This window comes from Arthrobacter sp. AFG7.2, from assembly GCF_002892835.1.
Taxonomy (GTDB): Bacteria; Actinomycetota; Actinomycetes; order Actinomycetales; family Micrococcaceae; genus Arthrobacter.
This window is the reverse complement of sequence record NZ_PJMB01000008.1, coordinates 106,088-129,235: the sequence shown is the minus strand read 5'-3', so window position 1 is coordinate 129,235 and position 23,148 is coordinate 106,088. Positions and strand designations below refer to the sequence as shown.

At 64.5% G+C, this 23,148-nt stretch carries 22 protein-coding genes and 1 tRNA gene; 13 read left to right on the top strand and 10 right to left on the bottom strand.

Features of this window, described 5'->3' with window-relative positions; genetic code table 11:
• Positions 1-8 precede the first annotated feature (8 nt).
• The 4 genes from CXX84_RS14555 (at position 9) to CXX84_RS14540 (ending at position 4,233) form a co-directional block, all read left to right on the top strand.
• The gene (locus CXX84_RS14555) at positions 9-1,496 is read left to right on the top strand and encodes an NAD(P)/FAD-dependent oxidoreductase (protein WP_102977433.1); all 1,488 of its coding nucleotides are present in this window, start codon (positions 9-11) and stop codon (positions 1,494-1,496) included.
• Between the two features lie 134 nt (positions 1,497-1,630).
• Positions 1,631-2,575 (top strand): N-acetyltransferase, encoded by a 945-nt coding sequence (locus tag CXX84_RS14550; protein WP_102977432.1) that lies wholly within the window; start codon positions 1,631-1,633, stop codon positions 2,573-2,575.
• Positions 2,576-2,595: 20 nt separating this feature from the next.
• Positions 2,596-2,669: transfer RNA gene (locus CXX84_RS14545), tRNA-Leu, on the top strand.
• A gap of 208 nt (positions 2,670-2,877) precedes the next feature.
• Positions 2,878-4,233 carry an ABC transporter substrate-binding protein gene (locus CXX84_RS14540; protein WP_102977431.1) on the top strand — a complete coding sequence of 452 codons (1,356 nt, stop codon included), beginning with the start codon at positions 2,878-2,880 and terminating at the stop codon, positions 4,231-4,233.
• A gap of 69 nt (positions 4,234-4,302) precedes the next feature.
• Here the strand turns inward: CXX84_RS14540 and CXX84_RS14535 are convergent, their stop codons facing one another.
• Genes CXX84_RS14535 through CXX84_RS14520 form a run of 4 tightly spaced genes read right to left on the bottom strand, consistent with a single transcriptional unit; the run spans position 4,303 to position 8,434 of the window.
• Positions 4,303-5,076, bottom strand: a complete 774-nt coding sequence (locus tag CXX84_RS14535) for an ABC transporter ATP-binding protein (RefSeq protein ID WP_102977430.1) — start codon at positions 5,074-5,076, stop codon at positions 4,303-4,305.
• Positions 5,073-6,164, bottom strand: a complete 1,092-nt coding sequence (locus CXX84_RS14530; RefSeq protein WP_102977429.1) for an ABC transporter ATP-binding protein — start codon at positions 6,162-6,164, stop codon at positions 5,073-5,075. Before CXX84_RS14530 ends, CXX84_RS14535 begins: the two co-directional genes overlap by 4 nt.
• Complete coding sequence (locus CXX84_RS14525) at positions 6,161-7,129, bottom strand: branched-chain amino acid ABC transporter permease (protein WP_102977428.1); 969 nt, start codon at positions 7,127-7,129, stop codon at positions 6,161-6,163. The genes CXX84_RS14530 and CXX84_RS14525 overlap by 4 nt, the downstream gene beginning before the upstream one ends.
• A gap of 9 nt (positions 7,130-7,138) precedes the next feature.
• On the bottom strand, positions 7,139-8,434 hold the full coding sequence (locus CXX84_RS14520) for a branched-chain amino acid ABC transporter permease (RefSeq protein ID WP_223253103.1): 1,296 nt from the start codon (positions 8,432-8,434) through the stop codon (positions 7,139-7,141).
• A gap of 347 nt (positions 8,435-8,781) precedes the next feature.
• On the opposite strand from CXX84_RS14520, the gene CXX84_RS14515 reads away from it, so the two are divergent.
• Positions 8,782-9,681, top strand: a complete 900-nt coding sequence (locus CXX84_RS14515; protein WP_102977426.1) for a Bax inhibitor-1/YccA family protein — start codon at positions 8,782-8,784, stop codon at positions 9,679-9,681.
• A gap of 95 nt (positions 9,682-9,776) precedes the next feature.
• Here the strand turns inward: CXX84_RS14515 and galK are convergent, their stop codons facing one another.
• Entirely contained in the window at positions 9,777-10,964 is a 1,188-nt protein-coding gene (galK, locus tag CXX84_RS14510) for a galactokinase (protein WP_189337608.1), read from the bottom strand.
• A complete protein-coding gene (galT, locus tag CXX84_RS14505) occupies positions 10,961-12,118 on the bottom strand; it encodes a galactose-1-phosphate uridylyltransferase (protein WP_102977425.1) in 1,158 nt (385 codons plus the stop codon). The genes galK and galT overlap by 4 nt, the downstream gene beginning before the upstream one ends.
• Positions 12,119-12,219: 101 nt before the next feature.
• On the opposite strand from galT, the gene CXX84_RS14500 reads away from it, so the two are divergent.
• Genes CXX84_RS14500 through CXX84_RS14485 form a run of 4 tightly spaced genes read left to right on the top strand, consistent with a single transcriptional unit; the run spans position 12,220 to position 16,434 of the window.
• The gene (locus CXX84_RS14500) at positions 12,220-13,179 is read left to right on the top strand and encodes an aldose 1-epimerase family protein (protein ID WP_102977424.1); all 960 of its coding nucleotides are present in this window, start codon (positions 12,220-12,222) and stop codon (positions 13,177-13,179) included.
• 39 nt (positions 13,180-13,218) lie between these two features.
• Positions 13,219-14,550 carry an AI-2E family transporter gene (locus CXX84_RS14495; RefSeq protein WP_189337607.1) on the top strand — a complete coding sequence of 444 codons (1,332 nt, stop codon included), beginning with the start codon at positions 13,219-13,221 and terminating at the stop codon, positions 14,548-14,550.
• Between the two features lie 3 nt (positions 14,551-14,553).
• Positions 14,554-15,792 (top strand): threonine ammonia-lyase, encoded by a 1,239-nt coding sequence (gene ilvA, locus CXX84_RS14490; protein WP_102977423.1) that lies wholly within the window; start codon positions 14,554-14,556, stop codon positions 15,790-15,792.
• Between the two features lie 9 nt (positions 15,793-15,801).
• Positions 15,802-16,434, top strand: a complete 633-nt coding sequence (locus tag CXX84_RS14485; protein ID WP_102977422.1) for a rhomboid family intramembrane serine protease — start codon at positions 15,802-15,804, stop codon at positions 16,432-16,434.
• Between the two features lie 52 nt (positions 16,435-16,486).
• On the opposite strand, the gene greA is transcribed toward CXX84_RS14485, so the two are convergent.
• Both greA and CXX84_RS14475 read right to left on the bottom strand, forming a co-directional pair.
• Entirely contained in the window at positions 16,487-16,981 is a 495-nt protein-coding gene (greA, locus tag CXX84_RS14480; RefSeq protein WP_102977421.1) for a transcription elongation factor GreA, read from the bottom strand.
• A 167-nt stretch (positions 16,982-17,148) separates the two neighbouring features.
• The gene (locus tag CXX84_RS14475; RefSeq protein WP_102977420.1) at positions 17,149-17,601 is read right to left on the bottom strand and encodes a DUF4307 domain-containing protein; all 453 of its coding nucleotides are present in this window, start codon (positions 17,599-17,601) and stop codon (positions 17,149-17,151) included.
• Positions 17,602-17,724: 123 nt separating this feature from the next.
• Between CXX84_RS14475 and mca the strand changes: the two genes are divergently transcribed.
• Together mca and CXX84_RS14465 are read left to right on the top strand one after the other, a co-directional pair.
• On the top strand, positions 17,725-18,630 hold the full coding sequence (mca, locus tag CXX84_RS14470; protein WP_102977419.1) for a mycothiol conjugate amidase Mca: 906 nt from the start codon (positions 17,725-17,727) through the stop codon (positions 18,628-18,630).
• A 97-nt stretch (positions 18,631-18,727) separates the two neighbouring features.
• Positions 18,728-19,072, top strand: a complete 345-nt coding sequence (locus tag CXX84_RS14465) for a hypothetical protein (RefSeq protein ID WP_102977418.1) — start codon at positions 18,728-18,730, stop codon at positions 19,070-19,072.
• 57 nt (positions 19,073-19,129) lie between these two features.
• Here CXX84_RS14465 and trhA read toward each other — a convergent pair whose 3' ends face one another.
• The gene (trhA, locus tag CXX84_RS14460) at positions 19,130-19,876 is read right to left on the bottom strand and encodes a PAQR family membrane homeostasis protein TrhA (RefSeq protein WP_411266216.1); all 747 of its coding nucleotides are present in this window, start codon (positions 19,874-19,876) and stop codon (positions 19,130-19,132) included.
• Positions 19,877-20,025: 149 nt separating this feature from the next.
• On the opposite strand from trhA, the gene CXX84_RS14455 reads away from it, so the two are divergent.
• Positions 20,026-20,787 (top strand): isoprenyl transferase, encoded by a 762-nt coding sequence (locus CXX84_RS14455; protein ID WP_102977484.1) that lies wholly within the window; start codon positions 20,026-20,028, stop codon positions 20,785-20,787.
• 238 nt (positions 20,788-21,025) lie between these two features.
• Positions 21,026-22,444 (top strand): PhoH family protein, encoded by a 1,419-nt coding sequence (locus CXX84_RS14450; protein ID WP_102977417.1) that lies wholly within the window; start codon positions 21,026-21,028, stop codon positions 22,442-22,444.
• Between the two features lie 14 nt (positions 22,445-22,458).
• On the opposite strand, the gene CXX84_RS14445 is transcribed toward CXX84_RS14450, so the two are convergent.
• Entirely contained in the window at positions 22,459-23,109 is a 651-nt protein-coding gene (locus tag CXX84_RS14445; RefSeq protein WP_102977416.1) for a GNAT family N-acetyltransferase, read from the bottom strand.
• Positions 23,110-23,148: the final 39 nt, after the last annotated feature.

Here is a 23,148-nt window from a genome sequence, read left to right as displayed (position 1 = left end):
TTAAAACCATGGCAACCACCCCACAGCTCCAGGACCGTCCCAGGGTACTCGTCGTCGGCGGCGGGTACGTCGGCCTGTACGTAGCACTCAAACTGCAGAAGAAGATCGCGAATGCCGGTGGCATTGTCACCCTCGTGGATCCACTGCCCTACATGACGTACCAGCCCTTCCTTCCGGAGGTGGCCGGCGGCAACATCGAGGCCCGCCACGCCGTGGTGTCCCACCGCAAGCACCTGCAGCAGACGGAACTGATCCAGGGCCGCGTCACCTCGATCGACCACGCCAACCGCACCGCCGTCGTGGCTCCCGCTGACGGTGGCGCAAACTTCGAGGTTCCCTACTTCGACGTCGTCCTCGCCGCCGGGGCCATCACCCGTACCTTCCCCATCAAGGGACTTGCGGACAAGGGCATCGGCCTGAAAACCATTGAGGAAGCCGTTGCGCTCCGCAACAAGGTCCTGGAGCGCATCGAAGTTGCCTCAACCATGACCGATCCTGTTGCCCGTGCCCGCGCCCTGACCTTCGTCGTCGTGGGCGGCGGTTTTGCCGGCATTGAGTGCATCACGGAGATGGAAGACCTCGCCCGGGCCGCCGTGCGGAACAACCCGCGCATCAAGCAGGAGGAAGTCCGCTTCGTCCTGGTTGAAGCCATGGGCCGGATCATGCCGGAAGTTACCGCAAAGCAGGCTGAATGGGTTGTGGAGCACCTCCGCAGCCGCGGCATCGAGGTGCTGCTGAACACCTCCCTGGACAACGCCGAAGGCTCCCTCAAGCTGATCAACCTCCCGGACAAGACCCCCGCCCAGGAGTTTGAAACCGACACCCTCGTCTGGACCGCAGGCGTGCAGGCCAACCCGATGGTCCGCTCCACCGACTTCCCGCTGGAGCCGCGCGGACGCGTCCGCGTCCTCCCGGACCTCCGCGTGTCCGGCGACGAAGGCATCATCGACAACGCCTGGGCAGCCGGCGACGTCGCCGCCGTGCCGGACCTCACGGGCAAGGGCCTGCCCGACGGCACCTGCGTCCCCAACGCCCAGCACGCTCTCCGCCAGGCCAAGCGCCTCGCCAAGAACCTGTGGGCCTCCCGCTGGGACAAGCCGCTGAAGGACTACAAGCACAAGAACCTCGGTGCTGTGGCCGGCTTTGGCCAGTGGAAGGGTGTTGCCAACATCAACCTGGTGGGCAGCATCGGCCTCAAGGGCGGACTTGCCTGGCTGGCACACCGCGGCTACCACGGCCTGGCAATGCCCACCTTCGAACGCAAGTTCCGGGTAATCATCAACTGGCTCCTCAGCTTCTTTGCGGGCCGTGACACCACGCAGCTCATGGACCTGGACAACCCGCGCGGCGCATTTGTCGCGGCAGCCACCCCGGCGCCCAAGCCGGCTGCTGCTCCGGCTCCGGCCCCCGCCCCCGTGGCCGGCGGCTCCGGCTCCACGGCAACGTCCCCGGCGGCTGCTGACGCCAAGGAAGCCGTGGCGGCCAAGGCCAAGTAAGGCACACGCCCAGTAAGCGCCAGACGGCGGCTGTCCCCACGAGGGGCAGCCGCCGTTTTGCGTTTCTTGAAGCAGGTCAGGTTCCGGCCGGGGGACAGACCGCTCCGTTGGTGCCGGCCTTCTAGACTGGCACCATGACTGGCGAAAAGAACCTCGAGGCACTGCTGGCGGCGATGCAGCCGGTGCAGCGCGACGGCGAGTACGTCTACGTCCTGTGGCCGGACGGAAAGCCGCTGGTACCTGATGTCGCGGCGGCAGTCCGTGAAGCGGAAGGGCTCACGGTGGTACTGCCACGGGCAGTGGCTGACAGGGAAGGCTTGTCCTACAGTTTCGTGGGCGCCTGGATCACACTGCAGGTCCACTCCGCGCTGGAAGCAGTGGGCCTGACCGCGGCTGTCAGCAAGGCCCTGGCCGGCGCCATGATCAGCTGCAACGTCCTGGCCGGTTTCCACCATGACCACCTGCTCGTCCCGGTCGCGGATGCGCCCCGGGCGCTTGAGACCCTTGCCGGGCTGTCCGCACGCAGCAGCCAGGCGCCGCGGCCCCAGGTACTGGTCCGCACAGAGGCGCCCGGTGACCGGGAATCCATCCTGGCCCTCACAGCCGAAGCCTTTGCCATCTCACCTGCCACCGGTCTTCCCGCGGACGGCGAGCCCCTGGAAGTTAAAGTGCTCGCCGGGCTCTTCGAGGCCGCTGAGTACCTGCCCGATCTCAGTGTGGTGGCAGTCCAGGACAACGCGGTGGTGGGCCATGTCATCAGCACCCGGGGCTGGGTGGGTGACCACGGGCTGCTGGGATTGGGTCCGCTCGGGGTCACGCCGAGGCTCCAGCGCCATGGCATAGGTTCACTCCTGATGAGGGAAACCATCAAGCGGGCCAACGCGGCAGGGGAGAGCGGCATCGCCCTCCTGGGCAGCCCCGAATACTACTCGCGCTTTGGTTTTGTCCCCGCCGCCTCGCTGGGAGTACTCCCGCCCGATCCATCGTGGGGCGACTACTTCCAGCTGTTGCCACTGGCGCTCTGGCCCGGAGGCGTCCATGGCACTTTCCGGTACGCCGAACCCTTCGCACTCATCTGACGGGATACCATTGACCGGGCGCCCCAGTAGCCCAATTGGCAGAGGCAGCGGACTTAAAATCCGCGTGTTGTGGGTTCGAGTCCCACCTGGGGTACAAGCAGTGTCAGCAGGCGCAGGAAATGGAAGCCGTCCCACCGGGGGCGGCTTCCCGCATTTAATTCCACATATGCAACTACTGTTATAAGGATGTGACCTCAGTCACTTATCTTCGGCTCCGATTTGCACTAGCTTGAAGCTAAATCAGGAACACCTGGTTTTTCGTGTCAAAGGCCGTTCGCACCTTTAGATCGAGGAGCTCGTAAATGACTTTATTCCCCCAGGCGGGAACCCGTGTTGCCAAGCTGACAGCGCTTGGCATCGGCGTCGCCTTTATGGCAACGGCTTGCGGCGGTTCGTCCACACCCACGGCGACCGAGTCGTCCGCCACCGGATCAGCGTCAGGAATCGCCTGTCCGGCGCCTGAAGGCGGTGGAGGCGCAGCCGCCAGCCAGCCTGCGGAGACTCCCTCTGTACCGCCGTCAACCGCCACCACTGAAACTCCGCTCCGCATTGGTTCGCTGCTTCCCACCACCGGATCCCTGGCATTCCTCGGTCCACCCGAAATCGCCGGCGTCAACCTCGGCATCGATGAAGTCAACAAGGCCGGGGGCGTCCTGGGCAAGCCGGTTGAAGTAATCCACCGCGACTCCGGTGACACCAAGACCGACATCGCCACCCAGTCCACCTCCGCGCTGCTGGGCCAGGGCGTCAGCGCCATCATCGGTGCGGCATCTTCGGGTGTTTCCAAGACAGTGATCAACCAGATCACCGGCGCAGGTGTTATCCAGTTCTCGCCGGCCAACACCTCGCCGGACTTCACCACGTGGGATGACAAGGGCCTGTACTGGCGCACAGCACCCTCGGACGTCCTCCAAGGCAAGGTGCTCGGCAACTACATGGCCACCTGCGGGGCGCAGACCGTGGGCATGATTGTCCTCAACGACGCCTACGGCACGGGCCTGGCAACCAATATCAAGTCGGCATTTGAGGCAGCAGGCGGCCAGGTTGTGGCGGAAGAACTCTTCAATGAGGGCGACACCCAGTTCAGCAGCCAGGTGGACAAGATTATTGCCGCCAAGCCGGATGCCATCGCCCTGATCACCTTTGACCAGGCTAAGAGCATCGTTCCGCTGATGACCGGCAAGGGCGTCCAGCCCACCCAGATGTTCCTGGTGGACGGCAACACCTCCGACTACAGCAAGGACTTCCAGCCGGGCACCCTGAAGGGCGCGCAGGGCACTATCCCGGGCACGTTCGCCCAGGAAGACTTCAAGAAGAAGCTGCTCGCCATCGACCCGGCACTCAAGGACTACAGTTACGCCGGCGAGTCCTACGATGCCGTCAACCTGATTTCACTGGCCGCAGAGGCAGCCGGAAGCACCAAGGGCGTGGACATCGCAGCCAAGCTCAAGGAAGTTTCCGAAGGCGGCGAGAAGTGCACGTCCTACGCCGCCTGTGTCACGTTGATCAGGGAAGGCAAGGACGCTGACTACGACGGCCAGTCCGGACCTGTAACCTTCTCCGACGCCGGGGACCCGACCGAGGCGTACATCGGCATCTACCAGTACCAGGATGACAACAAGTACACCGCAGTCAAGGAAGAGTTCGGCCAGCTCTAGGAAACCTTCCTGAACACCAAAGAAGCCCCCGTCCAGCAGGACGGGGGCTTCCTTGTGTAGTGGCTGGGCCTACTCCACGGTGTCGGCCAGGGTGCCGAGGTAGAGCTGGATGACCTTGGGGTCCTTCATGAGCTCCCGTCCGGTACCGGTGTAGGCATCCCGGCCCTGGTCCAGGACGTAGGCGCGGTCACAGATCTGCAGGCAGCGCCGGGCGTTCTGTTCCACCATGATGACCGACACGCCTGCGCGGTTGATCTCGTGGACGCGCAGGAAGGTCTCGTCCTGCTTCACGGGGGAGAGGCCGGCAGAAGGCTCATCCAGGAGCAGCACGGCAGGATCCATCATCAGCGCACGGCCCATTGCCACCATCTGGCGTTCACCGCCGGAGAGTGAACCGGCCCGTTGTGCCCGGCGCTTGCCCAGTTCAGGGAACAGGCCGGTCACAAACTCGAACCGTTCGGCGAAGTCCTTGGGCCGCTGGAACATGCCCATCTGCAGGTTTTCCTCAATGGTCAGGGTGGCAAACACATTGTTTGTCTGCGGGACGAACCCTACTCCGCGGCTGACCAGCTTGTTCGCCTTCAACCCGGTGATGTCCTGGCCGCGCACCACCACAGTGCCGGAATGGACCTTCACGAGGCCAAACATGGCTTTCAGGAGCGTCGACTTGCCGGCTCCATTGGGGCCGATGATCCCGATCAGCTCACCTTTTCTGGCCTCGATGCTGCAGCCGTTCAGGATATTCACCCCGGGAAGGTAGCCCGCGACAAGGTCGGTGACCTTGACGACGGACCCGCTGTCGCTCACGGGCTGTGCGGCCGGTGCCGCGCTGGTGCTGCTCATTGGGCGTCCTTCTCTGTGCTGCCTGTGTCCGTGCTTCCATGGCGGCCCCGCGGCCTGTCACTGCCGGACTGTTCCCCGTCCCGGCGCTTCTGCTCAGCCTCCGCGGCCACAACGTCCAGCGAGATGATCCCGGCATTTTCGGTGCCGACGATCGATTCCTCGTCAGCCTCGAGTTCGGCTGCGAGTTCCTTGAGGCCCTCGGAGTCGCCGAGGTCCACGTCGTGGTGGGCGCCAAGATAGGCGTCGATGACGGCAGGGTTCTTCATGACCTCATTCGGGGGACCCTCAGCCACCACTTTGCCCTCGGCCATGACCACCACCCAGTCGGCAATGTGCCGGACCATGTGCATGTCGTGTTCAACGAACAGGACCGTCATGCCTTCCGCTTTGAGATTCTTGATGTGGTCCAGCAGCGACTGCGTCAGGGCCGGGTTGACTCCGGCCATGGGTTCGTCGAGCATCACGAGCTTGGGCCGCACCATGAGGGACCGCGCCATTTCCAGGAGCTTGCGCTGCCCTCCCGAGAGCGATGCCGCATAGTCGTCCTTCTTGGCGTCGAGCTTGAACTTCTCCAGCAGGACGTTGGCCTCGTTGGTGATCTGTTTCTCCCGGCCGCCCCACATGCCCTTGAACAGCGCCTTGGACAGCCGCTCGCCGGGCTGGTTTGCGGCACCAAGCCGCATGTTTTCCATAACGGTCAGCTTGCCCATCACCTTGGTGAGCTGGAAGGTGCGCACCATGCCCATCCGCGCCACCTTGTAGGGAGACACTCCGGCGAGGCTCTTGCCTTCGAACTGCCACTTGCCGGTATTGGGTGTATCAAAGCCGGTCAGGAGGTTGAAGAGAGTTGTCTTGCCGGCGCCGTTGGGGCCGATCAGCGCGGTGATCTTGTGACGGGGGATTTCGAGGTAGTTCACGTCGACGGCGTTAATTCCGCCAAAGCTCCGCGTGACGTTCTCCGCCACCACGATGGGATCCCGCTTCTTACAGCCGGGTCCGGCCTCACCTGCCGCGATGGGACGGGTGTCCGTCATGTAATCCAGCCCGCCGGGCCCGGCAGGTGTGGTTTCTTCGCTGTGCATGCTCATGCGAACGCCAGCTCCTTCTTGTTTCCGAAGACGCCCTGGGGCCTGAAAATCATCAACAGCATCAGGGCGACGCCAACCAGGATGTACCGCAGCTGCCCGGCCTGGACCGTGTTCAGCCAGGTGACGGCACCTGACTCGATCAGGCCGTACAGGATGCCCTGGGTCAGTGACAGCACAACCCAGAAGATCATGGCGCCGATCACCGGCCCCAGCACGGTTCCCAGGCCGCCCAGCAGGAGGCAGGTATAGAGGAAGAACGTCAGTTCGGTACCGTAGTTCGCCGGCTGGACCGCACCCCGGGGGAGGGTGAAGATCATACCGGCGAGTGCTCCGAGGACACCACCGATGATCAGCGCCTGCATCTTGTAGGCGTAGACGTTCTTACCCAGGGAACGGACTGCGTTCTCGTCCTCGCGGATGCCCTTGAGGACACGTCCCCACGGGCTGCGCATCAGCAGCCATACCAGGGTGCAGCAGACCGCCACCAGCGCCCAGCCCACCACCCGGATGAAGAAGTCGCGGTTGTTCATGCCGAAGTAGGAGCCTTCAGGGAAGGGGTTCATGCTGTAGAACCCGCCCTCGAAGGCTGCCAGGCCGTTCGCGGATCCGGTCACGGCGGTGAGCTGGTTGGTGGTCACGATGTAACGGACGATTTCCGCTGCAGCGATGGTCACGATGGCAAGGTAGTCCGCCCGCAGCCGCAAGGTGGGAATGCCAAGCAACAGGGCAAAAATTGACGAGGCAATGATGGCTATCAGCAGTCCCACGAAGAAGGGCACGCCGAAGCTGAGGGTGGAGATGGCGAAGCCGTAGGCTCCCACCGCCATGAAGCCGGCCTGCCCGAAGTTCAGCAGGCCGGAGTAACCGAAGTGCACGGCAAGGCCGAGCGCGGCCAGGGCATACGCTGCCGTGGTCGGGCTGAAAATCTCACTGGCAGCGCTGGCAAGAATGAATCCAAAGTCCATGGCTGTCTCCTAACCCACGCGCTCGCGCCGGCCCAGGATCCCCTGGGGCCGGAACAGAAGGACAACGATCATGATGAACAGGGCGCCCACGTACTTAAGGTCCGCGGCGAGGCCGAACACTGTGGTCAGCTCCACGAAGATACCCACGATGATGGAGCCGATCAGGGCCCCGAAGACTGTTCCGAGTCCGCCCAGGGTGACGCCGGCGAAGATGAGCAGGAGAATGGCGGAGCCCATGTCGAAAGTAACGCCCGGACGGTAGTAGGCCCACAGGATGCCGCCCAGGGAGGCGAGCATGCCGCCGGTGATCCAGACAATCCGGATCACCGAGTCCACGTCAATGCCGGAGGCTGCTGCGAGGGCGGGGTTGTCCGCCACCGCGCGGGTTGCCTTGCCCAGCCTGGTCTTGAGCAGCACGATGCCGATCAGGGCGATCACCACTGCACTGATCCCCAGGGACCAGAGGTTGTTCGGCGAAATGGAGACCGGTCCGAGCTGGATTTCGGGGCTCTGTGCGAACGGCAGTTGCTGGGTGGCGCCGCCGAAGTAGAACTGGATGACGTAGCGGACAGCCAGTGCAAGGCCGATGCTGACAATCATCATGGGTACAAGGCCGGTGCCGCGGCGGCGCAGCGGCCGCCACAACCCTCTGTCCTGGGCGTACCCGAAGAGTCCGCCGCCCAGCAGTGCCAGAAGAACGGCAAGCCAGAACGGAAGGCCCAGGGCATTGAATGCGAATACCAGCACTGCGCCCAGTGTCACCATCTCACCGTGGGCGAAGTTGGTGAGCCCGGTGGTGCCGAAGATGAGGGACAATCCTACGGAGGCGAGGGCAAGCAGAAGGCCGAAGCTCAACCCCGCCACGAGCCGGTTGAGCAGGTTTTGCCCGAAGTCCTGCTGCTGCACCACGATGCCCTTGCCGAAGGCGAAGATGACGGACAGGTTTGACGTCTGGCTGAAGGTGACGTCGCGGGGATTTTCCTGGCCCTCTGCCAGGGCGATGCCTTCCGGCAGGGTGTCTTCGTCCAGTTCCACGGTGTAGGTGCCTTGCTCCGGCACTCCGATGCTCCAGGCTCCGTTCGCGGACGACGTGGCGGTACCGGTGAAGTCGTCCTTTGTGGCCGTGATGGTCACGCCTGCCAGGGGTGCGCGGGTGTCATCACGGAGGAATCCGCTGATGTTGTTTTGGAAGGTTTGGTTCGACGGGGATGGTGTCGGTGACGGGGAAGTGGCCTGGGATGCCGGTGCGGCCACGAGGAGGATCGCCAGGATGGAAGCGCTGATGGCTCCCAGTACTCTCAGCAACCCTCGACGTCTTCCAGCCGGCGGGCCTTGCGGTGTACTTCTCAAATTGAAAAACCTCCACTTGGGGGTGGTCTCGGCTGCGCCATTGCAGCCGCTGCGAACGGATGCAGGGATGGAACGATGCCCTCAGGCCCGGCACCACCACATATGTGAGTTCCGTCACCCTGCTTGGCTTATGCTACAGCGCGGAAGTAGCGGGATATGACGAGGTTCAAGTGCTGTTGGTAGCGATCGGATAACAACTCCGCGCTCCTGATCCGGCAGGGAACTTTTGCGGGTGCAATTACGTGAGAATTGGTAGCGTAAACCTTAAGGTTCACAACACATCCCTATGGAGGAATCCCGTAATGGCACTTGGCGGCAACCCGATCTTCAACGGAAAGAGCTTCCGTGGAGCCACCCAGGCACCGCCTGTTCCGCAGGCTCCCTACGGACAGCAGGCGTACGGCCAGGCCCCCTACGGCCAGCAGCCGTACGGACAGGCGCCGTATGGCCAGCAGGCCTACGGCCAGCCGCAGAATATGACCAACGAACAGCTGCAGCAGATGTACAACCAGCCTGCTGCCGGCCCGGCTGACACCGGCCGGATGACGTTCGACGACGTCATCGTCAAGACCGCGGCCTGCCTCGGAGTGCTGCTCGTCGGTGCCGCCGTCACCATGTTCGTCAGCATGGGCCTCGCTTCGCTCCTCATGATCGTGGGCGCACTGGGCGGCTTCGTGCTGGCGCTCGTGAACACCTTCAAGAAGCAGCCGTCGCCGGCGCTGATTCTTGCCTATGCAGGCCTTGAAGGCCTCTTCCTCGGTGGACTTACCCGGGTCCTGGACACCATGTACCCGGGAGTGGGGCTTCAGGCTGTCCTCGGCACGTTGTCCGTCTTCACCGTGACGCTCCTCCTTTTCAAGAGCGGCAAGGTACGCGCCACGCCAAAGGCCATGAAGTTCTTCATGATCGCCATGGTTGGCTACGCATTGTTCTCCGTGGTGAACCTCATCATGATGGTGACGGGCCTGACCACGGAACCGTTCGGACTGCGAAGCGGCATCATCGGCGTCGTTATCGGCATCCTGGCCATCGGCCTCGCGGCCTTCTCGCTGGTCATGGACTTCACCAGCATCGAGGCGGGCGTCCGCAGCGGTGCTCCGCAGCGCTTCTCCTGGACGGCCGCCTTCGGCCTGACGGTGACGCTGGTATGGCTCTACGTGGAAATCATCCGCCTGCTGGCCATTCTGCGCGGGGACGAGTAACACCCCGGCGGCTCCCGCCGTCGAGCCTTTCTTAACGGCTGAGGGCCCCACCGCACGGTGGGGCCCTCAGCTGTTAAGAGCAGTTCCGGAAGCCGCTAAGCGATCCGCCGGGCTCCTGCCGCAGGAGACACCGTGAAGATGTCCGGCACCTTGTAGCCCGCGTCTGCGAAGGCCTTGACGACGGCGTCACGCACCGCCTGCTCCAAGCCCACCGGCGTCAGCGCTATGGCTGCACCGCCAAAACCGCCACCGGTCATTCGGGCACCGATAGCACCGCTGGCGCGGGAGGTTTCGACTGCCAGGTCCAGCTCAGGGCATGAGATCTCGAAGTCATCGCGCATGGAGGCATGGCTGGCGTCCAGCAGGGGACCAATCGCGGCAGGTCCCTCACCGGCCAGGAGCTCCACGGTCTGGAGCACGCGGTCGTTTTCGGTGACCACATGCCTGACGCGCCTGAAGGTGACCTCGTCCAGGAGGCCGGCGGCTTCCGCCAGGTCGCCCACCTGGACGTCGCGAAGCGCCTTGACTCCCATTACCTCGGCGCCCAGCTCGCAGGATGCACGCCGCGAAGCGTAACCGCCGTCGGCGTGCGAGTGCGAGACCTTTGTATCGATCACCAGCATCACAAGATCCGCCGGGCGCGTCTCGAACGGAACCAGGCGGACGTTTTGGTCACGGCAGTCCAGGAAGACCGCATGGCCTTCCGAGCCCCGGAGCGAGGCGGACTGGTCCATGATCCCTGTGGGAGCGCCGACGAAGTCATTTTCCGCGCGCTGGGTTGCCAGCACCATTTCCTCTGCTTCGAGCCCCGCCCCGGTGAGGTCGTTCAGCGCCGAAATGACGGCGCATTCAATGGCATGGGATGAAGAGAGGCCCGCTCCCAGGGGAACGTTTGAGTCGAGCAGCAGGTCCATGCCCGGAACGTCGATCCCGCGCTCCCTGAGGGCCCACATCACGCCGAGCGGGTACTTGGTCCAGCCTTTGGCGGATCCCGGCCGCAGGGAGCCAAGGGTGGCGGTCACGACGCCCTGGTCCCCAAAGGTGGAGAGCAGCCGTACGGAGGCATCGGGGCGGACTTTGACGGCCACGCGGGCTGTACGGTCGATGGCGAAGGGAAGGACGAAGCCCTCGTTGTAGTCCGTGTGCTCACCGATGAGGTTCACCCGTCCGGGTGCCTGCCAGATACCGTCCGGGTTCCCGCCAAACTCCTTGGCGAACCGGGCAGCCAGGTCCTCTGTCCCCGCCTGTGCGCGGGTGGCCAGGGGGTCGTGTGCGGTGTTCAAGCGTGGGCTCCTTCGGGCATGGCCGCCAGGGCGGCGGGGATTGCGGCGGAAGACGGACGGCTGACAGCGCGGAGGCGCTCGGCGACGCTCTCCGGGGTCGTGTCGTTGATAAAAGCGCCCATGGCGGCCTCCGACCCGGCCAGGTACTTGAGCTTATCGGCTGCCCGCCGCGGGGAGGTCAGCTGGAGGTGGAGGTAGCCGGCGGGCCGCAGGACAGGATCCAGGGGAGCCTGGTGCCAGGCAGAGATATACGGGGTGGGCGTGGGATACAGGGCGTCCACCCGCTGGAGCAGGTCGAGGTAGACGGACGCCAGTTCATCCTTCTCTTCGCCGCTCAGGGCCGCCAGGTCCGGAACCTGGCGGTGCGGCACCAGATGGATCTCCAGCGGCCACCGGGCAGCAAAAGGGACGTAGGCGCTGAAGTTTTCGCCCTCGAGGACCATCCTGCTGCCGTCTTCGCGCTCGGAGCGCAACAGGGAACCCGTGAGCGTATCCCGGCCGCCCTGCGCATCATAAAACTTCCTGGCGGCCGCCCCAACCACTCCTGCGCGGGGCGTGATGTAGGGGTACGCGTAGATCTGGCCGTGAGGGTGGTGGAGCGTTACGCCGATGTCCGCGCCGCGGTTTTCGAACGGGAAGACCTGCTTGATGCCGGGGAGCGCGCTCAAGGCTTCCGTGCGGTGCGCCCACGCTTCAATAACGGTGCGGGCGCGGACTTCGCCCAGTTCACTGAAGGATCCGGTGTGTGAGGGCGTGAACGCCACCACCTCGCAGCGGCCATACGCGGGCCCCTTGGTACCCCAGGTTGTTTCATCCGGTATCGGGCCCAGCGCAGGGCCGAGGGACGGGAACCGGTTCTCAAACACCACCACGTCGTAGTCTGCAGCAGGGATTTCGGAAGGATTGCCGGCGGTGGTGGGGCAGATGGGGCACTGGTCCGCCGGCGGGAGGTGGGTGCGGGTCTGGCGGTGTGCGGCCACGGCCACCCACTCATCCGTCAGCGCGTCGTAGCGGACCTCCCCAGGTTCTCCCCGCGGGGGAAGGCCCCGGTGGTCGGTGGTCAGCTCGGCGGTGCGGGACTTTGGCGCCCCGGCGTCGTCGAAATAGATCAGCTCCCTGCCATCGGAAAGGCTGGTGCTCGTGATTCCTGTCATGGGAAAAGTCTGGCACATTCGATCAAAAAAGAATAGTTAACAACAAAACCGCACACCGCTTACTGGTGCCCGGGGAGCAGGACCGGGGTACGGTAAAGCTCATGACTTCCAGTTCAGCCCAGGAATCCCCAGCCGGGTCCACCCTTCAGGGTTATGCCACAGGCAGGCAGTATGAGCTCCGCCGGGGCGACGCCCTGGCCGTGGTAACAGAGCTTGCCGCAGGCCTGCGCTCCTTCACCAGGGGAGGGATGCTCCTGACGGAGACCTACGGCGATGATGAAATTGCACCGGGTGCTGCCGGCATAACACTCGCGCCCTGGGCCAACCGGGTCGAGAACGGAACATGGTTCCTCAACGGAAAAAAGCAGCAACTGGATATCACCGAGGTCGCCAGGAACAACGCCAGCCACGGACTGCTCCGAAACGCCGCCTATTCCCTGGTGGACGAGTCGGAGCACTCTGTCACCCTTGAGGCCACCATCTTTCCGCAGCATGGCTACCCTTTCCTGCTCCGGCACCGGGTGCAGTACCAGCTCACCGATGACCTTGGGCTTGCGGTGCGCCAGACCCTGCTGAACGACGGGAAAGAGCCGGCGCCCTTCGTCCTGGGCGCCCACCCTTACCTCAGGCTCGGCGACGCGCCCATTGAGGAACTCGTCCTGACGGTAGCTGCCGATACCCGGTTGGTGGCTGATGACCGTCTGATTCCCCGCAGCTCCGCGCCGGTGCACGGGGATACTGACTTCCGGTCAGGCCAGAACATTGCCGGGATCACCGTTGACGTCGCCCTGACGGACCTGACGTACGAGGAGGGCAGGGCGCGGCATACGCTTTCAGCGCCGGACGGGAGGCAGGTAAGCCTGTGGCAGGACGAGGCCTGCCGGTATGTCCACGTCTTTGTCAGCACCCAGTACCCGGGGCGCGTCCGGGCCGTTGCCGTTGAACCCATGACAGGTCCGGCCAACGCCTTCAACTCAGGCGACGGCCTGCACTGGCTGGTCCCGGGGAAATCCTTCAGTGTTGATTGGGGCATTGACTACAGCCCCGGGCCCCGGGGGTAGCGGTTTCCGAATAGGCGTCCGCTGGTGAAGGATGAACCTATGACGCCAGCAGAGGATGCCGCTACCTCCCGCCCTACTCCGGCCCAGCAACTGCCGGCCTCCAGCCAGCCCTTACGGGTCCTCGCTGACCGTGAACTGGACCGCGACATACCCTACGGTGTGCGGATAGCAGCATCCTGGGCCTGGCGGGTGGGACTCATCCTCCTGGTGGGCGGAGCGCTGGTTTGGCTGCTGAGCCGCATCAGCTTCCTCATCATCCCGGTGATGGTGGCTGCCCTGCTGGCCGGACTCCTCAGTCCGGTGGTGCGGTGGCTCAAAGGCCACAGGCTGCCGCCCGGAGCCGCCGTTGCCGTGACCGTTGTGGGCTTTATCGGCCTGATCGGCGGATCACTGGCCCTGGTTGGGCGCCAACTGGTTTCAGGATTCGGGGAACTCTGGTCGGAGGCCCTCGCAGGAGTCAAGCAGATCCAGGGCTGGCTGTCCGACGGGCCGCTCCACCTGACCGCGGCCCAGATGGACCAGTACCTGCAGGACGCCACCACTGCCCTCCAGAACAACACCAGCAGCATTGTCAGCGGGGCACTGTCCTTCGGCAGCACAGCCGGACACTTTGCCGCCGGGCTGATCCTTGCGCTGTTTATCCTCATCTTCTTCCTGCTGGAGGGCGACCGCATCTGGGTCTTCCTGGTCCGGCTGCTCCCCAGGAAGGCACGGGCCGCGGCGTTCGGCGCCGGGCGCAAGGGCTGGACATCCATGGTCAGCTACGCCCGCATCCAGATGTTCGTGGCCTTTGTGGACGCGGTGGGCATCGGCGCGGGAGCCGCCATCATTGGCGTACCGCTGGCGCTGCCACTGAGCGTGCTCGTGTTCATCGGTTCGTTCATTCCGATTGTCGGAGCCCTCGTGACCGGCGCTATCGCCGTTCTGCTCGCGCTGGTGGCCAACGGACCCATCAACGCCTTGATCATGCTGGGCATCGTGCTGCTCGTCCAGCAGCTGGAGAGCCACATCCTGCAACCCTTGATCATGGGCAAGGCCGTGGCCCTGCACCCGGTGGCGGTGATCCTGTCCGTGGCGGCGGGATCCTACCTCGCCGGTATCCCGGGCGCCCTGTTCTCGGTGCCCATCCTCGCCGTCGCAAACTCGGCCATTCGCTACATCGCCGCCAGAACGTGGGAACATGAACAAGTGCCGGCATTCGCCGGAGCGCCCATGACGGCGGGCGCCGGATCGGACAACACCATCCAGGACGCTCCGCCGCCGGCAGCACTCAAACGCGGCAAGGGCGCCGCCGCCGGCACAAACGCAGAACATCCTGCTGCCCCTCCCTCCGTGGAACCGGGCGCGGGGGCCGAATCCAGAGGAGAATAGTCCGTGAACATCCTTGAAACCCTTCCGGTCACGCTGGACGATGTCCTGGAGGCGCAGAAGCTGCTCGACGGGATTATTGCGCGTACCCCGGTGGAGTCGTCCCGTGCCCTCGGGAGGATGGTGGGCGGGGATGTCTACTTCAAGTGCGAAAACCTCCAGCGGGCAGGATCCTTCAAGGTCCGGGGTGCCTACGTGCGCATGGCGAGGCTCTCCCCGGAGGAGAAAAAGCGCGGGGTGGTGGCAGCCTCTGCAGGCAACCACGCCCAGGGCGTAGCCGTGGCCGCCAAGAGCCTGGGCATCAAAGCCCGGATCTACATGCCGCTGGGGGTCGCGCTTCCCAAGCTGGCTGCCACCCGCAGCCATGGTGCCGAGGTCATCCTTCACGGCCACAATGTCGATGAGGCGCTCGCCGAGGCCCAGCGGTACAGCAACGAGACCGGAACCGTCTTTGTCCACCCCTTTGACAACGTAGATGTCGTGGCGGGCCAAGGGACCCTGGGCCTTGAAATCCTGGAACAGGTCCCCACCGTTGACACCATTTTGATGGGTGTTGGCGGCGGGGGACTCCTGGCGGGGGTCGCCGTCGCCATCAAGGCACGGGCTAAGGAGCTTGGGCGGAACATCCGCATCATCGGGGTCCAGGCCGAGAACGCTGCCGCATACCCTCCTTCCCTCGCGGCTGACGCGCTGGTGCCCCTCAAGAAGGTGTCCACCATGGCGGACGGCATCGCCGTCGGCCGCCCCGGGCAGCTCCCGTTCAGCATCATCCGCGAGCTGGTGGATGACGTGGTCACCGTCAGTGAGGACTCATTGGCCCGTGCGCTGATCTTCCTGCTGGAGCGGGCCAAGATGGTGGTGGAACCGGCCGGCGCTGTGGGTGTGGCAGCACTGATGGACGGCAAGATCGAAAATCCGGGAACCACGGTGGTGGTCCTTTCCGGCGGCAACATCGACCCCATGCTCATGCTCAAGGTCATCCAGCGGGGCCTCTCCGCTGCTGGGCGCTACATGACGGTCCGCATGATGCTCGATGACCGCCCCGGCTCGCTGGCCACCATCGCCAGGATCATCGCGGAAAACGATGCCAATGTCACCGGCCTGGACCACACCCGCGTGGGCGGCTCCATCAGCATGGGCGATGTGTCCATCACCGTGAACCTGGAAACTAAAGGCCACGAGCACGGCGAGCAGGTACTCAGCGCCCTGCGGGCCGAGGGCTTCCAGCCCATCGTGGTGCATTAGGACGCCCCGATGGCGGGACTGACGGGAAAGGGCAGCTTCGGGCAGCGCCGCACCGTGGCTGCCCGTGCGAAGGGCGGCCTGCTGGTGCTGGGCACCTTTGTGGTCCTGCTCTTTGTCATCGAACTGTTCAACATGGTGATGCTGCGTTCCCTCAACGCCACGTTCGGGCTCCGGCCCAGAAGCGCAGACGGGCTGCTGGACATCTTCACCTTCCCGCTCCTGCACGCGAACCTGAACCATTTGCTGTCCAACAGCCTGCCGCTGATCATCTTCGGCTTCCTGGTGTTCCTCTCAGGGGTGAGGGTATTCCTGACAGCACTGGCCTTCAGCTGGCTGGGTTCCGGCCTCACGGTCTGGCTGATTGGCGACGGCGGCGTCACAGTAGGTGCCTCGGGCCTGGTTTTCGGGCTGTTTTCCTTTCTTCTGGTCCGGGGATTCCTCAACCGGAGCTGGCGCCAGATTCTCCTGGCTGTTGTCCTGTTCATGGGGTACGGGAGCATCCTGCTGGGTGTCCTGCCCATCGGGGCAGGCTACATCTCCTGGCAGGCCCATCTGGGCGGTGCGGCCGGGGGAGTGGTGGCAGCCATGCTGCTCCGGCACCGCCCGGTCACCGGTCCGGCGCTGCGGGTACCGGGCGCTTAACGGAAAACGCCGGCCGCCCCTTTCGGGGCGGCCGGCGTTTTTGTCTCTGGGGCTAGGCTGCGTACGGCTTGGCGGAGAGGATCTCCACCGTGATGTCCTTGCCGTTGGGAGCCACATAGCTCAGGGTGTCGCCCTCCTTGTGCCCAAGAATGGCCGCGCCCAGGGGCGACTTCTCGCTGAAGACATCCAGGTCTGAGTCACCGGCAATTTCACGGGAACCGAGCAGGAATGTCTCTTCATCGCCGGCGATCCTGGCCACGACGAGCATGCCGGGCTCCACGATTCCGTCGTCTGCCGGAGCCTCGCCTACGTGGGCGTCACGGAGCAGTGCAGTCAGCTGGCGGATGCGGGCTTCAATCTTGCCCTGCTCTTCCTTGGCTGCGTGGTAGCCGCCGTTCTCCTTGAGGTCCCCCTCTTGCCGGGCTGCTTCAATCTTCTGGACGATCTCTGCCCGGCCAGCGCCGGAAAGGTGGTCCAGCTCTGCCTTCAGGCGGTCAAAAGCTTCCTGGGTGAGCCAGGCTGCAGCTGCGCTGTTGGTGGTAGACACGGACTTCTCCTCTGGTGGTCCTACATGCAAAAGACCCCGCCACGGTGGCCACTTGTGGAACAGTAACCAGCTCAGCGGGGTAAAGGTATTGCTCCATTGTAGTCAATCCCTTGGAGTTAACCCAACAAGGAAGGGGCGCACATCACATGCTCCGCCCCTGCTTCGTCTTAGGCGTCGTCAGCCCAACAGCTGTCCACCACGCCGGAGACGGACAGTGATTCGGTGCGCACCGCCACCCGCTGCGCAACTGTGCGGCCGCCGTCGGCTGTTCCGTCTGCCTCTGCCGGGGGAATGTCCACAACCTTCCATCCCACCACCGCGAACTTGGAATCGAGCGCCTTGACGGCACACTTGACTGCTGTTCCCGGCTCGCGGGTGACCTGGAAGTCCACCTCGGCCAGCGTGGCGTCAGTGGTGCTGTATCCCACGTCCTTGAACGACACGTCGGACAGGGACTGGGACGTGGAAACCCAAGCCAGGAATCCGATTCCTGCGGCCAGGGCAGCACCGCCAATGATGCGTTTGGCTCCTGGCGTAAGCCTGCGCTTTTGAGCGCCATAACGATTGGCTAGGCTAGTGTCTGCGGGCGCGGGTTGGGCCGGCTGGTCCGGGGAAGTCACCTGAACAGTTTAGTGCCCTTTTCGGCGGCGGCTTGTTAGCAGCCCCTGGTACGCGCCCGCCCCGCCCAAGCGATCCGTTCAGCGGCCACAGGCAGCAGAAAAAGAATAAGGAGCCGTCCTTCGATGACAGCGCCCAGCACACACCCGGCACCGCTACGGCTGCTGGCAGTCCACGCCCACCCGGACGACGAGTCCAGCAAGGGCGCTGCGACAATGGCGAAGTACGCCGCCGCGGGCGTTGACGTCCTGGTGGCCACCTGCACGGACGGCTCCAGGGGAGACATCCAGAATCCCGCCGTTGAGGGCGAACCGCATCCCAAGCGGGACATGGCCGGGGCCAGGCGACTGGAGATGGACCGGGCCGCCGCCATCCTGGGCGTCCGCCAGCGGTGGCTGGGCTTCGTGGACTCGGGCCTTCCGGAGGGGGACCCGCTTCCTCCCCTGCCCAACGGTTCCTTCGCCACGTTGCCGCTGCACCGCGCTGCGGCGCCCCTGGTCCAGCTGGTGAGGTCGTTCAAGCCGCACGTCATCCTCAGCTATGACGAAAACGGCGGCTACCCCCATCCGGACCACATCATGGCGCACCGCGTGGCCGTGGAAGCCTTCGAATCCGCCGGCGACGGGTCGCGTTATCCCGATGCGGGGGAGCCTTGGGAACCCAGCAAGCTTTACTACGACAGGGCCTTTAGCCCGGAGCGCTTCCGCGCGCTGCATTTTGCCCTCGAGGAAGCCGGCCTTCAGTCCCCCTACGCCGAGCGGCTTGCAGCCTGGCTTGAAGCGGACGCCGAGGGGCACACTCCGCCTCCCGCCACGCACCCCACCACAACCCAGGTGGACTGCGGGGACTTCTTCGAAGTGCGCGACGACGCGCTCCGCGCCCACCGGACCCAGGTGGACCCCCTGGGGTTCTTCTTCGCCGTCTCCCCTGAGATGCAGCGCCGGGTCTGGCCGTGGGAAGACTACTCCCTCATCCACTCCCGGGTCCCCTCCGAGCTCCCGGAGCGGGACCTGTTCGCAGGGCTAAGATAGAAGCAGCCGGCAATTTCTATGTCGCGTAGAAGATAGGGCCAGGCTCCCCTGGCCCCGTCCGCGGCCCCTGCCACCCGCTCCACAGAAGGTTATAACCGTGCATCATCTGCTCCTCAGCCTGGCCACAACTCCGACGCCCCTGCCCACGCCCACGCTGCGTGAAGGGATATCGGAGGATCAGGTAACACCTGGCCTGCTGGGCTTCATCATGACGGCGTTCTTCGTGGTTGCCACCGCGCTGCTGATCGTGGACATGGTGCGGCGTATCCGGCGGGTGCGGTACCGGGCACAGGTGGAGGAGGACCGCATCGCGGCAGCTGCCGCGGCGGATGTTGACGCGGCGGAGGCTGCGGATGCGGCCCCGGGCGCGCCTGCCCACGGACAGGGCCAGGGTACGGCCGACGGCGCCGCTGACCCCGGGCAGGGTGACCAGCGGTACTGATCCAGCGGCCTTGCTGGTCCGGACCCCGGCCCGTCGCCAGGAAAGGGGCTGCCCGCATCAGCTGAGGACGGCTGTGGCTATGGCGGTGTAGTGCGCGGCGAAGGCCACCACAGTCAAGGCATGGAACAGTTCGTGGAAGCCAAAGTGGTGGTAGCTGAAGTTCGGCTTCTTGAGCGCGTAGAAAACCGCGCCGGTGATGTACAGGACGCCTCCCACGCAGATCAGGACCGCGGCAGGAATGCTGGCCTGGAAAAACTGCGGCAGGTAGAAGAGTGCGCCGCAGCCCAGGGCAATGTAGATGGGCACGTAGAGCCAGCGCGGGGCGTCCGTCCACAGCAGCCGGAACAGTACTCCGAGGATGGCGCCGGACCAGATGACCCACAGCAACAGGGTTGCCTGGGGCCGCTCGAGAAGGGTCCAGGCAAGTGGTGTGTAGCTGCCCGCAATCACCAGCATGATATTGGTGTGGTCCAGCCGCTTGAGGATGATCTTTACCCGGGGTGACCAGTTGCCCCGGTGGTAGATGGCGCTGACCCCAAACAGCAGGACGCCGGTGGCCGCGTAGATGGCGGACGTGACTTTACGGTCTGTGGTCGGGGCGAGGACCACCAGGATGATCCCGGCCGCGAGGGCAAGCGGCGCGGTGACGGTGTGGATCCAGCCCCGCCATTTGGGCTTGATCATCAGCAGCTCGGCCAGCCGGACGGCGGCGTCGTCCATCGCGTTCGTTGCCGGGCCGCTTTCCGCGCCGGTGCTGTCCTTGGGCTGCGGCGTCCGGGGACCTTCCGGGGTGTCGCTGTTCATGCCTCCAGAATAACTTACGGATTGGTAAGTTACTTGTGAGTAGGTATCTGCGGCCGGCTACCCGGTGTCATCGCAACAGCCCCCGGCGGTCTTGGCGGTAGCCTAGGATGTGCAAGAACGTCCAGCAAGGAAGTCAGGTGAGTGAACGCGTGGAGTTGCCCGGGTTCCTCTACGGCTTCTACGAGCGCAGACTGCTCAAGGACCTTGCCAGCGACCGCATTCCCCGCCACATCGGTGTGATGGTGGACGGGAACCGCCGCTGGGCGAAGCAGTTCAACGCCCCCACCAGCCAGGGACACCAGGCGGGCGCCGATAAGATCCACGAGTTCCTTGGCTGGTGCCAGGAGCTGGGGGTCAAGGTAGTCACCCTGTACATGTTGTCCACGGACAATATGAACAGGTCCAGCGAGGAACTGGACCTCCTCATGGGGATCATTGCCAACACCCTGGACCGGCTGGACGAGGACGCCAACATCTCAGTTCACGCCATGGGAGCCCCTGAGCTTCTTCCTGACTACCTCGCGGAACGGCTCAACAAGTTGACGGCGCGCACTCCTGTCCGGGAGAAGATCCACGTCAATGTGGCCGTGGGCTACGGCGGCCGGCGCGAGATCGTGGATGCAGTCCGGGAACTCCTGCACGATGCCGTGGCCAGGGGAACGGACATTTCACACCTCGCGGACGAGCTCTGCGTGGACGACATCTCCCGCTTCCTGTACACCCGCGGGCAACCCGACCCGGACCTGGTGATCCGGACGTCAGGAGAGCAGCGGCTCTCAGGCTTCCTGATGTGGCAGAGCGCCTACAGCGAGTTCTACTTCTGCGAGGCACTGTGGCCCGCCTTCCGCAAGGTGGACTTCCTGCGCGCCCTCCGCGATTACGCCGGGAGGCAGCGCCGCTTCGGCACCTGACGGCTCCGGTTCATCACAAGTTCACATCACTGCAACAGGAATCGCCGTCTGATGGTTGCGGAAATTACCAGGAGTGGATTTACGTTATATCCATTAGCTGGCAAAACCGCCGGCTGATCGGGGAGGCCAGTACATGGAGCGGAACATCGCGCCGGTTGTATGGGAGGCCGGACCCGGCCTCGTGGCCGAGCCGCCTCACCACTAACAAATCCGGGTTGCGCCCGGGGCTGGAGTCGATGTGGCTACTTCTGAACAACTGCCCGAGGTCCTGATTGGCCAGGGACAGAAAGCTACCTCTCGCGCCACGCGAGCCACCTCACAAACCGGTTCAGCGGCAGACGCTGCGGCCGGTTTTGCTGTCTCCGGAAGGGAAGCCACCATCAACACCTTCGTCATCGACACCTCCGTCCTGCTGTCCGATCCCCGTGCCCTCCTGCGCTTTGCGGAACACGAGGTCATCGTTCCGATAGTGGTGATTACGGAACTGGAAGCCAAACGGCACGATCCTGAACTCGGCTACTTCGCCCGGAAGGCCCTGCGGCTCCTTGACGACCTCCGGGTCAAACACGGCGGACTCAACGAACCCATTCCCATCGGCGACGACGGCGGCTCCCTGATGGTTGAGCTCAACCACATCTCCTCCGAGGTGCTGCCGCTGGGTTTCCGCAGTGGGGACAACGACAGCCGGATCCTCGCCGTCGCAAAGAACCTGGCCAACGAGGGCCGGAATGTCACCGTGGTCTCCAAGGACCTGCCCATGCGGGTCAAGGCTTCGGCCATGGGCCTCACCGCCGACGAGTACCGCAACGAACTGGTGAAGGACTCCGGCTGGACCGGAGTGGCGGAAGTTGAAGCCGGTGAGCAGGAGATCTCCACCCTTTACGGGCACGAGCCGGTCTTCATTCCTGCTGCCGCTGAGCTGCCGGTCAATACCGGGCTTGTCCTGCTGTCCAACCGCGGTTCAGCCCTCGGCCGGGTGGGTCCGGACAAGCAGGTCCGGCTCGTCAAGGGCGACCGGGACGTGTTCGGTTTGCACGGACGGTCCGCGGAGCAGCGGCTGGCCATCGACATGCTGATGGATCCCGCCGTCGGCATCGTGTCCATCGGCGGCCGGGCGGGAACCGGCAAATCGGCCCTGGCACTCTGCGCCGGCCTGGAAGCTGTCCTGGAGCGGCGCGAGCACCGCAAGGTCATCGTGTTCCGGCCCCTCTACGCCGTGGGCGGGCAGGAGCTCGGCTACCTCCCGGGTTCCGAGTCCGAAAAGATGAACCCCTGGGCACAGGCAGTCTTCGACACCCTCGGCGCCCTGGTCAGCCAGGAAGTGGTGGAGGAGGTCATGGACCGCGGCATGCTCGAGGTCATGCCCCTCACCCATATCCGCGGACGCTCCCTCCACGACGCCTTCGTGATCGTTGACGAAGCCCAGTCACTCGAAAAGAACGTCCTGCTGACCGTCATGAGCCGAATTGGCCAGAACTCGAAAATCGTCCTGACCCACGACGTCGCCCAGCGCGACAACCTCCGCGTCGGACGCCACGACGGAATTGCCGCCGTCGTCGAAACCCTGAAAGGACACCCGCTCTTCGGCCACATCACCCTGACCCGCTCCGAACGTTCGCCCATCGCAGCCCTGGTGACGGAACTTCTAGAGGGCTAAGCGGGGGCGTCCCGTCAGTTGCTGATATCCAGGAACTTTGCCGCTGCGTCGTGGCCCTCAACCTGGAGGGTCCAGTCGGGACGTTTGAAGGTTTGCGGGGTGAGGCGGACGTGCTGGACCGCTTCGACCTTGGTGCCCCATGCCTTGCGGGTGATGCCGTTCAGTTCATAACCCAGTGAACGGGAGACGCCCAGGGAGGCGTCGTTCCATTCTGCCGCTTCGGATTCGGCGACTTCTGCACCGAGCCAGTCGAATGCGTAAAGGGCGACGGCGGCACGCATCTCCTTGCCGAGGCCGCGGCCCTGCACGGACTGCTTGAGCCAGGACCCTGTGGTGACGGTTTTGAGCGCTGCAAAATCTTTGGCGCCCACATCCTGGCAGCCAACGAATTCACCGTCGTGCCAGATGCCCAGCAGAAGCGTCCACGACTCGGGCGTACACTCAGCCCGGCAACGCCAGTGCCAGCGGGCCATGTTGGGGCCGAGGTCTTCGGCCGGAAGTTCAGTCCAGGGCGTGCTGAACGGATTCCTTCCGGGCTCGTGGATGCCAGTGCGGGCTGCAGCTGCTGCCGCTGGGATTTCCTGGTCCAGCACGGGGCGGAGCTCCAGCCGGGGCGTGGCCAGCGTGAGGCCGAAGAGCGGCCAGACGGTGTTCAGTGATGTCATCCGCGAAGCCTAGCCGATGGACCCGGGCTCCTGGTTGTC

Coding starts and splice junctions, on each gene's coding strand:
- CXX84_RS14535 (WP_102977430.1), bottom strand. CDS start 5,076: ATGAGCAGCACCAGCGCGGCACCGGCCGCACAGCCCGTGAGCGACAGC.
- mca (WP_102977419.1), top strand. CDS start 17,725: ATGACAGCGCCCAGCACACACCCGGCACCGCTACGGCTGCTGGCAGTC.
- trhA (WP_411266216.1), bottom strand. CDS start 19,876: ATGAACAGCGACACCCCGGAAGGTCCCCGGACGCCGCAGCCCAAGGAC.
- CXX84_RS14550 (WP_102977432.1), top strand. CDS start 1,631: ATGACTGGCGAAAAGAACCTCGAGGCACTGCTGGCGGCGATGCAGCCG.
- CXX84_RS14515 (WP_102977426.1), top strand. CDS start 8,782: ATGGCACTTGGCGGCAACCCGATCTTCAACGGAAAGAGCTTCCGTGGA.
- CXX84_RS14445 (WP_102977416.1), bottom strand. CDS start 23,109: ATGACATCACTGAACACCGTCTGGCCGCTCTTCGGCCTCACGCTGGCC.
- CXX84_RS14555 (WP_102977433.1), top strand. CDS start 9: ATGGCAACCACCCCACAGCTCCAGGACCGTCCCAGGGTACTCGTCGTC.
- CXX84_RS14495 (WP_189337607.1), top strand. CDS start 13,219: ATGACGCCAGCAGAGGATGCCGCTACCTCCCGCCCTACTCCGGCCCAG.
- CXX84_RS14500 (WP_102977424.1), top strand. CDS start 12,220: ATGACTTCCAGTTCAGCCCAGGAATCCCCAGCCGGGTCCACCCTTCAG.
- galT (WP_102977425.1), bottom strand. CDS start 12,118: ATGACAGGAATCACGAGCACCAGCCTTTCCGATGGCAGGGAGCTGATC.
- CXX84_RS14525 (WP_102977428.1), bottom strand. CDS start 7,129: ATGGACTTTGGATTCATTCTTGCCAGCGCTGCCAGTGAGATTTTCAGC.
- CXX84_RS14485 (WP_102977422.1), top strand. CDS start 15,802: ATGGCGGGACTGACGGGAAAGGGCAGCTTCGGGCAGCGCCGCACCGTG.
- CXX84_RS14540 (WP_102977431.1), top strand. CDS start 2,878: ATGACTTTATTCCCCCAGGCGGGAACCCGTGTTGCCAAGCTGACAGCG.
- CXX84_RS14530 (WP_102977429.1), bottom strand. CDS start 6,164: ATGAGCATGCACAGCGAAGAAACCACACCTGCCGGGCCCGGCGGGCTG.